Origin of the sequence: Shigella sp. FC1544 (genome assembly GCF_001722145.1) — a bacterium.
GTDB classification, from domain to species: Bacteria; Pseudomonadota; Gammaproteobacteria; order Enterobacterales; family Enterobacteriaceae; genus Escherichia; species Escherichia coli.
This window is the reverse complement of sequence record NZ_MECT01000018.1, coordinates 1-13,101: the sequence shown is the minus strand read 5'-3', so window position 1 is coordinate 13,101 and position 13,101 is coordinate 1. Positions and strand designations below refer to the sequence as shown.

Annotated in this window: 8 protein-coding genes, 1 tRNA gene and 4 pseudogenes; 9 read left to right on the top strand and 4 right to left on the bottom strand. The window is 51.8% G+C overall.

Annotation, left to right across the window (positions count from 1 at the left end; genetic code table 11):
* The coding region (locus tag BGK49_RS01550) for an IS1-like element transposase (protein ID WP_064195240.1) at positions 1–262 on the bottom strand (262 nt) is incomplete at its 3' end.
* Between the two features lie 143 nt (positions 263–405).
* Between BGK49_RS01550 and lpfE the strand changes: the two genes are divergently transcribed.
* The 8 genes and pseudogenes from lpfE (at position 406) to dppF (ending at position 9,553) form a co-directional block, all read left to right on the top strand.
* On the top strand, positions 406–930 hold the full coding sequence (gene lpfE, locus BGK49_RS01545) for a long polar fimbrial protein LpfE (protein WP_000831419.1): 525 nt from the start codon (positions 406–408) through the stop codon (positions 928–930).
* Between the two features lie 252 nt (positions 931–1,182).
* On the top strand, positions 1,183–2,874 hold the full coding sequence (gene eptB / locus BGK49_RS01540) for a kdo(2)-lipid A phosphoethanolamine 7''-transferase (protein WP_001269221.1): 1,692 nt from the start codon (positions 1,183–1,185) through the stop codon (positions 2,872–2,874).
* A gap of 91 nt (positions 2,875–2,965) precedes the next feature.
* Positions 2,966–3,041 (top strand) — tRNA-Pro (locus BGK49_RS01535).
* Between the two features lie 743 nt (positions 3,042–3,784).
* Positions 3,785–5,392: pseudogene (gene dppA / locus BGK49_RS01520) on the top strand (dipeptide ABC transporter substrate-binding protein DppA).
* Positions 5,393–5,626: 234 nt separating this feature from the next.
* Positions 5,627–6,646 (top strand): annotated as a pseudogene (gene dppB / locus BGK49_RS01515) (dipeptide ABC transporter permease DppB).
* A 9-nt stretch (positions 6,647–6,655) separates the two neighbouring features.
* Positions 6,656–7,558 (top strand): dipeptide ABC transporter permease DppC, encoded by a 903-nt coding sequence (dppC, locus tag BGK49_RS01510; protein WP_000084671.1) that lies wholly within the window; start codon positions 6,656–6,658, stop codon positions 7,556–7,558.
* Positions 7,559–7,568: 10 nt separating this feature from the next.
* The gene (gene dppD / locus BGK49_RS01505; protein ID WP_001196496.1) at positions 7,569–8,552 is read left to right on the top strand and encodes a dipeptide ABC transporter ATP-binding protein; all 984 of its coding nucleotides are present in this window, start codon (positions 7,569–7,571) and stop codon (positions 8,550–8,552) included.
* The gene (gene dppF / locus BGK49_RS01500; RefSeq protein WP_069375684.1) at positions 8,549–9,553 is read left to right on the top strand and encodes a dipeptide ABC transporter ATP-binding subunit DppF; all 1,005 of its coding nucleotides are present in this window, start codon (positions 8,549–8,551) and stop codon (positions 9,551–9,553) included. Before dppD ends, dppF begins: the two co-directional genes overlap by 4 nt.
* A gap of 29 nt (positions 9,554–9,582) precedes the next feature.
* On the opposite strand, the gene BGK49_RS01495 is transcribed toward dppF, so the two are convergent.
* On the bottom strand, positions 9,583–10,854 hold the full coding sequence (locus BGK49_RS01495) for an aromatic amino acid transport family protein (protein ID WP_005029350.1): 1,272 nt from the start codon (positions 10,852–10,854) through the stop codon (positions 9,583–9,585).
* A 475-nt stretch (positions 10,855–11,329) separates the two neighbouring features.
* Here BGK49_RS01495 and BGK49_RS24940 point away from each other — a divergent pair, with 475 nt between their 5' ends.
* On the top strand, positions 11,330–11,437 hold the full coding sequence (locus BGK49_RS24940) for a type I toxin-antitoxin system toxin Ldr family protein (protein WP_001295224.1): 108 nt from the start codon (positions 11,330–11,332) through the stop codon (positions 11,435–11,437).
* An 86-nt stretch (positions 11,438–11,523) separates the two neighbouring features.
* Here the strand turns inward: BGK49_RS24940 and bcsG are convergent.
* Positions 11,524–12,855: pseudogene (gene bcsG / locus BGK49_RS01485) on the bottom strand (cellulose biosynthesis protein BcsG); the annotation flags it as partial.
* 13 nt (positions 12,856–12,868) lie between these two features.
* A pseudogene (locus BGK49_RS01480) lies at positions 12,869–13,101 on the bottom strand (IS4 family transposase); the annotation flags it as partial.

Here is a 13,101-nt window from a genome sequence, read left to right as displayed (position 1 = left end):
CTGAGTTTTTTAAGTGACGTAAAACCGTGTTGAGGCCAACGCCCATAATGCGTGCACTGGCGCGACATCCGACGCCATTCATGGCCATATCAATGATTTTCTGGTGCGTACCGGGCTGAGAGGCGGTGTAAGTGAACTGTAGTTGCCATGTTTTACGGCAATGAGAGCAGAGATAGCGCTGATGTCCGGCAGTGCTTTTGCCGTTACGCACCACGCCTTCAGTAGCGGAGCAGGAAGGACATCTGATGGAAATGGAAGCCACGCAAGCACCTTAAAATCACCATCATACACTAAATCAGTAAGTTGGCAGCATTACCCTTATCCCGTTAGCACTACCGGAAAATTACCCGCTGCCGGGGATTATAGCGGTATTGCTACCATACATGTCGAACTGGAGTAACAGTCATGAAGCGAACAATACTTGCGTTATGCCTGCTGCCTCTTTCCTTTTCGTCATTCGCGGCAACCACGGATTTAGGGCCGAAAGGAACATTGAAATTCACCCTTAAAATCAGCCAGGGTGCTTGCGAACTGGTGAAAGACAGCGTTGAGGTTGACATGGGCACCGCGGTTCTCAAAAAGCCGGTAAGAATCGGAACGGAAATTAATCCCACTCCTTTTTCCATCGGCCTGAAAAACTGTAGCGAAGTGGTCAGAGCCTACGTGACTATGGACGGTACACCCAATGCAGACGACTCAAATCTTTTTGCGCTGGATGCGGGTGGCGCTACAGGCGTTGGGCTGAAAATCAAAACCGCTGCTGGAGTACAACAGTTCCCGGAAAATATAACGCCGACACCGGTTGAGTTTGCAATTAACGGTGATGGCGCACATCAACTGAACTATATCGCCAGCTACGTGCCTATTCGCGCCGATGCAACTATTGGTCGCGCAGATGCAACGGTCGACTTTACTGTACAGTACGAATAATTTCACATCTTAAGGGCCAGTTAACTGGCCCTTTTTACTGCTTTTTGTAACGCTAAAGTCTCTTTTCAAACTTGCATTTTTGTAAATTTGTGCTTCATGCACACTCTTTCCCCACACTTTTTCGCTTTGCTGTGGTCTACTTATTCGCGCGTGTAGATTTTACTTATCTGACTACCTCCGCACTTTTCCCCTGCCGGGCCTGAAAAGCCGCTAAGCAGGGTGTTATCACCTGTTTGTCCAGGGTTTGTTTGCATGAGATACATCAAATCGATTACACAGCAGAAGCTGAGCTTTTTGCTTGCAATCTATATTGGTCTTTTTATGAATGGCGCGGTTTTTTATCGCCGCTTCGGCAGCTATGCGCACGATTTTACCGTCTGGAAAGGCGTTTCTGCTGTTGTTGAACTGGCCGCCACCGTACTGGTGACCTTCTTTTTACTACGTCTTCTATCGCTGTTTGGCCGCCGCAGCTGGCGTATTCTGGCGTCGCTGGTGGTGCTCTTTTCCGCAGGTGCCAGCTATTACATGACCTTCCTTAATGTGGTCATTGGTTATGGCATCATCGCTTCCGTCATGACCACCGATATCGACCTGTCAAAAGAAGTTGTTGGTCTGAACTTTATTCTCTGGTTAATCGCCGTTAGTGCATTGCCTCTTATCCTTATCTGGAATAACCGCTGTCGCTACACCTTGCTCCGACAACTGCGAACCCCAGGGCAGCGTATTCGCAGCCTGGCGGTCGTCGTACTGGCGGGTATTATGGTTTGGGCACCGATTCGTTTGCTGGATATCCAGCAGAAGAAAGTGGAGAGGGCGACCGGCGTTGATTTGCCGAGTTATGGCGGTGTAGTAGCGAACTCTTATCTGCCATCAAACTGGCTTTCTGCGTTGGGGCTGTATGCCTGGGCGCGGGTCGATGAATCTTCCGATAATAATTCATTGCTTAATCCGGCGAAGAAGTTTACATACCAGGCTCCACAAAACGTTGATGATACTTATGTCGTGTTTATCATCGGTGAAACCACGCGTTGGGACCATATGGGTATTTTCGGCTATGAGCGTAATACCACGCCGAAACTGGCCCAGGAGAAAAATCTGGCGGCGTTCCGTGGTTACTCCTGTGATACCGCAACCAAACTCTCACTGCGTTGCATGTTTGTACGTCAGGGGGGCGCGGAAGATAATCCGCAGCGCACATTAAAAGAACAGAACATTTTCGCGGTTCTGAAGCAGTTAGGATTCAGTTCTGACCTCTACGCTATGCAGAGCGAGATGTGGTTCTACAGCAACACGATGGCGGACAACATTGCTTATCGTGAGCAGATTGGTGCGGAGCCACGTAATCGTGGCAAGCCGGTAGATGATATGTTGCTGGTAGACGAAATGCAGCAATCGCTAGGGCGCAACCCGGATGGTAAGCATCTGATCATTCTGCATACCAAAGGTTCGCATTTTAACTACACCCAGCGTTATCCGCGTAGCTTCGCGCAGTGGAAGCCGGAATGTATTGGTGTTGATAGCGGCTGTACCAAAGCGCAGATGATCAACTCCTATGACAACTCGGTGACCTATGTGGATCACTTTATCTCCAGCGTGATTGATCAGGTTCGCGATAAGAAAGCGATTGTGTTCTACGCAGCTGACCACGGTGAGTCAATTAATGAACGCGAGCACCTGCACGGCACGCCGCGTGAATTGGCACCGCCGGAGCAGTTCCGCGTACCGATGATGGTCTGGATGTCAGATAAATATCTGGAAAATCCGGCCAATGCGCAGGCATTTGCGCAGCTGAAAAAAGAAGCCGACATGAAAGTGCCACGCCGTCACGTAGAGCTGTACGATACCATCATGGGTTGTCTTGGCTATACTTCACCGGATGGTGGAATTAACGAAAACAACAACTGGTGTCACATCCTGCAGGCAAAAGAGGCAGCGGCTAACTAAGCGGCCTGCTGACTTTCTCGCCGATCAAAAGGCATTTTGCTATTAAGGGATTGACGAGGGCGTATCTGCGCAGTAAGATGCGCCCCGCATTCGGTGATTGGCGCAGCCTGGTAGCGCACTTCGTTCGGGACGAAGGGGTCGAGGTTCGAATCCTCTATCACCGACCAAATTCAAAAAGCTGCTCAGCGAGCAGGCTTTTTTGCATTTGAAGCCCATGAGGATGAGAACCTCCGGGGGCTGGGAGGTTCGACTCGACGTAGGCCTGATAAGACGCGCCAGCGTCGCATCAGGCAACGGCACCGCACTTATTGTCGGATGCGGCGCGACCGCCTTATTCGACCAACACACCACACATTTTCCTGCCAACTTTGCGCCCCATATCTCACTATCCATTAACGGATTTGTGACAGAAACCATTGTCTTTTTTTATATTTGCTTAAATCTTTTTTTGCGTTACTTATGGCTGGCGCTGGCATTTTCCGCTGTGCGTTTTAGCGTTCATGGTATTAATCGCTCAGATATCCACCTTTTCCTCAGATTTTTTTCATTAAATGCATAAAACTTAATCACCAAATGTTGCTAAATATTAAGCTGATTGTTCTGGTTATGTTGGAGTAGCACAAATTTCTCTGCTGCAAATAGCTGTTTGAAGTTTTTTTAATCTTTGTTTGTGGATTCTCACCGTTGGTGTAAATCCCGGTTGGCTGTATTGACGTTTTCACATTCTGTTGACAGATTGTAGGTCACGAGGGGCATTTTATGGAGGATCCGCACTGTTACACTGATGTTAATTAGTACGGCATCCCCACCTCATAACGTTGACCCGACCGGGCAAAAAACAAAAAAGGTCAGGCAGCGACAACCCACTGCAAAGGGTTAAAACAACAAACATCACAATTGGAGCAGAATAATGCGTATTTCCTTGAAAAAGTCAGGGATGCTGAAGCTTGGTCTCAGCCTGGTGGCTATGACCGTCGCAGCAAGTGTTCAGGCTAAAACTCTGGTTTATTGCTCAGAAGGATCTCCGGAAGGGTTTAACCCGCAGCTGTTTACCTCCGGCACCACCTATGACGCCTCTTCCGTACCGCTTTATAACCGCCTGGTTGAATTTAAAATCGGCACCACTGAAGTGATACCGGGCCTCGCTGAAAAGTGGGAAGTCAGCTAAGACGGTAAAATCTATACCTTCCATCTGCGTAAAGGTGTGAAGTGGCACGACAATAAAGAATTCAAACCGACGCGTGAACTGAACGCCGATGACGTGGTGTTCTCGTTCGACCGTCAGAAAAACGCGCAAAACCCGTACCATAAAGTCTCTGGCGGCAGCTACGAATACTTCGAAGGCATGGGCTTGCCGGAGCTGATCAGTGAAGTGAAAAAGGTGGACGACAACACAGTTCAGTTCGTACTGACTCGCCCGGAAGCGCCGTTCCTCGCTGATCTGGCAATGGACTTCGCCTCTATTCTGTCAAAAGAATATGCTGATGCGATGATGAAAGCCGGTACACCGGAAAAACTGGACCTCAACCCAATCGGAACCGGTCCGTTCCAGTTACAGCAGTACCAAAAAGATTCCCGTATCCGCTACAAAGCGTTTGATGGCTACTGGGGCACCAAACCGCAGATCGATACGCTGGTCTTCTCTATTACCCCTGATGCTTCCGTGCGTTACGCGAAATTGCAGAAGAATGAATGCCAGGTGATGCCGTACCCGAACCCGGCAGATATCGCTCGCATGAAGCAGGATAAATCCATCAACCTGATGGAAATGTCGGGGCTGAACGTCGGCTACCTCTCGTATAACGTGCAGAAAAAACCGCTGGATGACGTGAAAGTTCGCCAGGCACTGACCTACGCGGTGAACAAAGACGCGATCATCAAAGCGGTTTATCAGGGCGCGGGTGTATCAGCGAAAAACCTGATCCCGCCAACCATGTGGGGCTATAACGACGACGTTCAGGATTACACCTACGATCCTGAAAAAGCGAAAGCCTTGCTGAAAGAAGCGGGTCTGGAAAAAGGTTTCTCCATCGACCTGTGGGCGATGCCGGTACAACGTCCGTATAACCCGAACGCTCGCCGCATGGCGGAGATGATTCAGGCAGACTGGGCGAAAGTGGGCGTGCAGGCCAAAATCGTCACCTACGAATGGGGTGAGTACCTCAAGCGTGCGAAAGATGGCGAACATCAGACGGTAATGATGGGCTGGACTGGCGATAACGGGGACCCGGATAACTTCTTCGCCACCCTGTTCAGCTGCGCCGCCTCTGAACAAGGTTCTAACTACTCAAAATGGTGCTACAAACCGTTTGAAGATCTGATTCAACCGGCGCGTGCTACCGACGACCATAACAAACGCGTTGAACTGTACAAGCAAGCGCAGGTGGTGATGCACGATCAGGCTCCGGCACTGATCATCGCTCACTCCACCGTGTTTGAACCGGTACGCAAAGAAGTCAAAGGCTATGTGGTTGATCCATTAGGCAAACATCACTTCGAAAATGTCTCTATCGAATAATTAAAAGCCATACAAGACTGATGGTAAAGGCAAAACTGCCTGATGTGCTCCGCTTATCAGGCCTACGAAAATTCTGCAATGTATTGAATTTGCACGATTTTGTAGGCCGGATAAGGCGTTAACGCCGCATCCGGCAGCAATACTTCATTCTCTGTCCGACAAGGGCGGGAATTGATTTGTGAGCAATACAGACACGCAGTTCCAGGCTGCGGGTCACTATAGAGAATCCGGGTTATGTTGCAGTTTATTCTCCGACGTTTGGGACTCGTCATCCCCACGTTTATCGGTATTACCCTTCTCACATTTGCCTTTGTCCACATGATCCCGGGCGATCCGGTGATGATCATGGCAGGCGAACGTGGGATCTCCCCTGAGCGTCACGCGCAGCTGCTGGCTGAACTCGGCTTAGATAAACCGATGTGGCAGCAGTATCTCCATTACATTTAGGGCGTAATGCACGGCGATCTAGGCATTTCAATGAAAAGCCGAATTCCAGTATGGGAAGAGTTCGTGCCGCGCTTTCAGGCCACGCTGGAACTTGGCGTCTGCGCGATGATTTTTGCTACGGCAGTCGGTATTCCGGTTGGTGTGCTGGCTGCGGTTAAACGCGGTTCCATTTTCGATCACACTGCAGTTGGCCTGGCGCTGACCGGCTACTCGATGCCGATCTTCTGGTGGGGCATGATGCTGATCATGCTGGTTTCGGTGCACTGGAACCTGACGCCCGTCTCCGGTCGCGTGAGCGATATGGTGTTCCTCGATGACTCCAATCCGTTAACCGGTTTTATGCTAATCGACACCGCCATCTGGGGTGAAGACGGCAACTTTATCGATGCCGTCGCCCATATGATCTTGCCTGCCATTGTGCTGGGTACTATTCCGCTGGCGGTCATTGTGCGTATGACACGCTCCTCGATGCTGGAAGTGCTGGGCGAGGATTACATCCGCACCGCGCGCGCCAAAGGGCTAACCCGCATGCGGGTGATTATCGTCCATGCGCTGCGTAACGCGATGCTGCCGGTGGTGACCGTTATCGGCCTGCAGGTGGGAACATTGCTGGCGGGGGCGATTCTGACCGAAACCATCTTCTCGTGGCCCGGTCTGGGACGCTGGTTGATTGACGCACTGCAACGCCGCGACTATCCGGTAGTGCAGGGCGGCGTATTGCTGGTGGCGACGATGATTATCCTCGTCAACTTGCTGGTCGATCTGCTGTACGGCGTGGTGAACCCGCGTATTCGTCATAAGAAGTAAGGGGACATCATGTCACAGGTTACTGAAAATAAAGTGATTAGCGCACCGGTGCCGATGACCCCGTTACAGGAGTTCTGGCACTATTTTAAACGCAACAAAGGCGCGGTCGTCGGGCTGGTTTACGTCGTCATCGTGCTGTTCATCGCGATCTTTGCCAACTGGATTGCACCCTATAACCCGGCGGAACAGTTCCGCGATGCACTGCTCGCCCCGCCAGCCTGGCAGGAAGGCGGCAGCATGGCGCACTTGCTGGGCACCGATGACGTAGGCCGTGATATGCTGTCGCGCCTGATGTACGGTGCGCGCCTGTCGCTGCTGGTTGGCTGTCTGGTAGTTGTGTTATCGCTGATTATGGGCGTTATTCTCGGCCTGATCGCCGGTTACTTTGGCGGCCTGGTCGATAACATCATTATGCGCGTGGTCGATATCATGCTGGCGCTGCCAAGTCTGCTGCTGGCGCTGGTGCTGGTGGCAATTTTCGGCCCGTCGATTGGTAACGCCGCGCTGGCACTGACCTTCGTTGCCTTGCCGCACTATGTGCGCTTAACCCGCGCCGCCGTGCTGGTGGAAGTTAACCGCGATTACGTCACCGCGTCTCGCGTGGCGGGTGCCGGGGCGATGCGTCAGATGTTTATTAACATCTTCCCGAACTGCCTTGCGCCGCTGATTGTTCAGGCGTCGCTCGGTTTCTCTAACGCCATTCTCGATATGGCTGCTCTTGGTTTCCTCGGCATGGGGGCACAGCCGCCAACGCCGGAGTGGGGCACCATGCTCTCCGACGTGTTGCAGTTCGCGCAAAGCGCCTGGTGGGTCGTGACCTTCCCGGGTCTGGCGATCCTGCTGACGGTGCTGGCATTTAACCTGATGGGTGACGGTCTGCGTGACGCGCTCGATCCCAAACTGAAGCAGTAAGAGGTTCGAGATGGCGTTATTAAATGTAGATAAATTATCGGTGCATTTCGGCGACGAAAGCGCACCGTTCCGCGCCGTAGACCGCATCAGCTACAGCGTAAAACAGGGCGAAGTGGTTGGGATTGTGGGTGAGTCCGGCTCCGGTAAGTCGGTCAGTTCCCTGGCGATTATGGGGCTGATTGATTATCCGGGCCGCGTAATGGCGGAAAAACTGGTGTTTAACGGTCAGGATTTGCAGCGTATATCAGAAAAAGAGCGCCGCAACCTGGTGGGTGCCGAAGTGGCGATGATCTTCCAGGACCCGATGACCAGCCTTAACCCGTGCTACACCGTGGGTTTCCAGATCATGGAAGCGATTAAGGTGCATCAGGGCGGCAACAAAAGTACCCGCCGTCAGCGGGCGATTGACCTGCTGAATCAGGTCGGTATTCCCGATCCGGCTTCGCGTCTGGATGTTTACCCGCATCAGCTTTCCGGCGGCATGAGCCAGCGCGTGATGATCGCCATGGCGATTGCCTGTCGACCAAAACTGCTGATTGCCGATGAGCCGACCACCGCGCTGGACGTGACCATTCAGGCGCAAATCATCGAACTACTGCTGGAGCTACAGCAGAAAGAGAACATGGCGCTGGTGTTGATTACCCATGACCTGGCGCTGGTGGCGGAAGCTGCGCATAAAATCATTGTGATGTATGCAGGCCAGGTGGTGGAAACGGGCGATGCGCACGCCATCTTCCATGCGCCGCGTCACCCGTATACTCAGGCATTGCTGCGTGCGCTGCCAGAATTTGCTCAGGACAAAGAACGTCTGGCGTCGTTGCCAGGTGTCGTTCCCGGCAAGTACGACCGCCCGAACGGCTGCCTGCTTAACCCGCGCTGCCCCTATGCCACTGACAGATGTCGCGCTGAAGAACCGGCGCTGAATATGCTCGCTGACGGGCGTCAGTCCAAATGCCATTACCCACTTGATGATGCCGGGAGGCCGACACTATGAGTACGCAAGAGGCCACCCTGCAACAACCGCTGTTGCAGGCTATCAACCTGAAAAAACATTATCCGGTGAAGAAAGGCATGTTCGCGCCGGAACGTCTGGTTAAAGCGCTGGATGGCGTTTCGTTTAACCTTGAACGTGGCAAAACGCTGGCAGTAGTGGGCGAATCTGGCTGCGGTAAATCGACCCTCGGTCGGTTGCTGACGATGATTGAAACGCCCACCGGTGGCGAGCTGTATTACCAGGGGCAGGATCTGCTTAAGCACGATCCGCAGGCGCAGAAGCTGCGTCGGCAGAAAATCCAGATCGTCTTCCAGAACCCTTACGGTTCGCTGAATCCGCGTAAAAAAGTCGGGCAAATTCTTGAAGAGCCGCTGCTGATCAACACCAGCTTAAGCAAAGAACAGCGTCGGGAAAAAGCCCTGTCGATGATGGCGAAAGTCGGCCTGAAAACCGAGCACTATGACCGCTATCCGCATATGTTCTCCGGCGGTCAGCGTCAGCGTATCGCCATCGCCCGTGGTCTGATGCTCGACCCGGATGTGGTGATTGCCGATGAACCGGTTTCCGCGCTGGATGTTTCAGTGCGCGCGCAGGTGCTGAATCTGATGATGGATTTGCAGCAGGAGTTGGGGCTGTCTTATGTCTTTATCTCCCACGACCTGTCGGTGGTGGAGCACATTGCTGATGAAGTGATGGTGATGTACCTGGGCCGCTGCGTGGAGAAGGGAACGAAAGACCAAATCTTCAATAACCCGCGCCATCCGTACACTCAGGCGCTACTTTCCGCGACGCCGCGCCTGAACCCGGACGATCGCCGCGAGCGCATCAAGCTCAGCGGTGAACTACCAAGCCCACTGAATCCACCGCCGGGTTGCGCCTTCAACGCCCGCTGTCGTCGGCGCTTCGGCCCCTGCACCCAGTTGCAGCCGCAGCTAAAAGACTACGGCGGTCAACTGGTAGCTTGTTTTGCTGTTGATCAGGATGAAAATCCGCAGCGTTAACTCACAAAACCGGGGCCATGCGCTCCGGTTTACTCAATCAGCTTCAACAGTGGCGACAAGCATAGCAAAATGCCGTAAAGCAGAATTAGCCAGGCTTTAAATCCGTGAAGTTTTTCCAGTTGTGCGACTTTATAGATCAGGAAAAACGGAATGAGGCACGACACAATGCCATATAACGGGCTTCCCAACTGAAAGAACACCAGCACCGATACACGAAACGAAACCCAAATCGTCAACGTAATGACGATAAAAGCGCAGATCGCCAGAGTCAGCATGCGTGAGTTAATTTTCTTGGTATCAATAATTCGGCTTAACAGATTGAGAATAATGCCTTTAATAGCCTCGTGGAAACCGAGATAAATGCCAAAGAATGCGGTCAGTACGGCAAAGATATTCAGCACCGTAGAGGTGATATGAATGATATGTCCAGGGATCACCTGCGCGGCCAGTGCCAGTGCCGAGATATTTTGTTCAAAGGCAGAAACGGCTTCTTCGTGGCTAATTGAGAAGGTAAACGAAAAGGCAAAAAACAGGATCACCGCGATGAGCGTGATATAACTAATTCGGTGGGTACGCAGCGCGAGCCGGGTTGCCAGTACTTTATCTGCTTCCCGTTTACGATAGGCAATATTCATTGGGTTAAGTACCTGAATAAATACCGCAGAAAAGAAGCAAAATGGAATTGTAAGCAGGACATCGCGGAAAAAGACGGAGGCTTGCGGGAAGGCGGTTATATTGGCGAAATTCCAGTGCGGGATCATCGCAAAACCGAACACGACAATAATCCCTACTTTGACCACCACCATTGGCCCGGAAATCTTAAACAGTAATCGTTCACCACCAGACGCAATCGCTACCAGTACGGCGAAAATAGCGACTTTATAAAGTAGAGATTGTGAAAGATCGGCATCGGTTAAACCGAAGGCTTTCAGGTACGAGGCGCTGTCGAAAACCACGGAGAGAGAGTAGATAAAAATCCCGTGGATAATCATCAAAAAGTAGATAACCCCGAGGAAAATTCCCCAGTTCTTCCCCAGGTAATGACTGATAATATCGGTGTAGTCATTACAGGAATCGCTTTCAGAAAGGGTTTTTAAATAAATGTCCTGCACTACCCAGGTGGCAGGATAAGCAATGATCGCTGCGGTAATAAATACCCAAATTCCCTTCAAGCCAATTTGTACTGGCATCAGCACGGTTCCGGCACCAATCGCCATGCCTATGCATAATAAAACCCAGCCGAAGTCGTAGCGTGTAAACGGCAATTTCTGATTGTGTTTCGATAGTGTGTTGTGCTGCATAAAGTCCTGTCCAGAAAGAAGTCGGCCTCGCAAAAATGAATAAACCCAGTTTCTCTTGCGCAACAGGTGGAGAAGTCGAATACGCAGTATGTAAAAAATGAGGCAACAGATTCACTGGGGAGGTCGCGAGGAGGCGCAATTCTACAAAATTGCGCATTTCACTACCAGTCTGGAGTCAGCCCGGATATGAACTGCAACTATTGCAAATAAAGAAATTAAGCTGGAAGGCATCGCGCAATGAGGAAGATTGCCGGGTGCTGACAGTAAAAAGCAATCGTAAAATCAGCGGCAAGCCGAAAGGGTTCCGGTGAGGCGCAATGTTGCGGGGGCTTTATCCCTGGTGGCATTGGTTGCTGGAGAGAGAAAACCCCCGCACGTTGCAGGTATGCACCTGACAACATCACGGGGGCTAATCTTGAACCCAAACAACTCAAGAATAGCCGCGAAACGTTGGCATTACAACACAGGCGGCTATATGACGCTCGCAGAACTGGGCATGGCCTTCTGGCATGATTTAGCGGCTCCGGTCATTGCTGGCATTCTTGCCAGTATGATCGTGAACTGGCTGAATAAGCGGAAGTAACGTGTCATGCGGGCGTCAGGCTGCCGTAATGGCAATTTGCGCCCGGATCAGGCCGCAGAGGTTAAACTCTGCGGCCTTTTTCGTGCTTACTGCGGGTAAGGCACCCAGTCGCCGCCGTTCAGGCGAACGTACGGTTTATCCTGGTATTGAATAACTACTGCATTTGAGTTCTCGGAGACCGGTGCTGTTTGTGGCAACCCACTGGTGAGTTTTTTCCAGTCAACATTGTCTTCGGTGAAAATCTTGCCATCAAGAACGCGAACCACCAGATCGGAGATAGCCAGGAAGCTGCTCGGTTGGTCGATGACAATCGGTGCCCCCTGATGTGGTGCCTTCATGCCGAAGAATTTCACCCCAACGGGGACGTCTGTGATAGACGGGCTAGGGATATCACGTAGGCCAGATACCTGCATTCTGTCGCCCTTCAGCGCGCCGCCGTGTTCCGGCACCACGACCACCATCACTTTACGACCCGATTTCTCCAGTTCAGTAAAGAAGGCGTCCAGTTCATCAAAGAATTTCTGCGCCCGCGCTTTGTAATCCGCTGTTTTGCTGACCCCCGGATAATGGTTGCCGTCATGCAGTGGAAGCGTGTTGTAGAACGTGGCACTACGGCTGTTTTTATCTTTTTCGGTAACGTCCAGCCAGCGGTTAAGCACGGCGGTATCGTCATAAACCGGCGAACCATCAAAGCCCAGCAAAATAACCGGCAGATTTGTTTGATCCATCAATTCAGTCTGCATGCCGCCATTTTCGCGAACTTCTTTCAAAAAACCGCCGAACTGGCCGTTATGTCCCATCATCAGGTGCTGGGTAAAGCCCAGTTTCGAAAGGTTATCAAACAGATAGCAGTCGTTATTTGCCGGTTGATACAGATTAGTGTGCGAAGTCTGCCCGCAGCTGGCGCGCAGTAAACGGATCGCCGCCGGGCCACTGTAGGAGGTGGCGGAGTTAAAGTTCTTGAACTCAATATCGAAATGCGACCACAGTGGATGCGACATCAACCCGGCGGCTTCTATATCCGACCAGGAAAGCGAACAGATGTTAATCACCAGTAGTTCAAATGGCTGAGCATCAGCGGGCAGCGAAGACGGGAAGGTCGATTTACGTTTCGCCTCCGCGTTATAGAAATTATTCAGCCAGGCGTTAAGGTTCGCCGTTGTTGGCGGTGTAGTTTGTGCGGGCATATCACCCACTACCGGTGCGCCACCCGTCGTCGCAACGGTTGCCGCTGCGTTACCACCCGTCGTTGTTACAGTGGTCGTCGGTTGTCCGGCTGGCCACAAGGAGAAACTTGGTCCCGCCAGGGTAAGTACGTTCAGCCATAGCAGTATGGCAACCACAAAAACGGTAATGCGAATCCATTGTGACAGGAATAACCAGGCCACTAATAAAACAAAAATGGCCCCAATCATCTGTAATGCCAGTCAGTTAAGCAACTGACTGGCTCTTTTTCGGGGCTGTGGGGTATTTCCAGGGCCTCTCCTTTACCACTCTCGGGAAGGCCCTTCCCCTTCTCGTCGGTAATTTCACAAGTTGTCCCATACTTGCAAGATCGCGCATCAGCTCCGGTATACGTCCCGGTGAAGCGCCCTGCAATGTCATCAGCATTCTCATCACCATTCCGCATGATTCTGAGAAACTCAGTTGATTCGGCCAGTAAC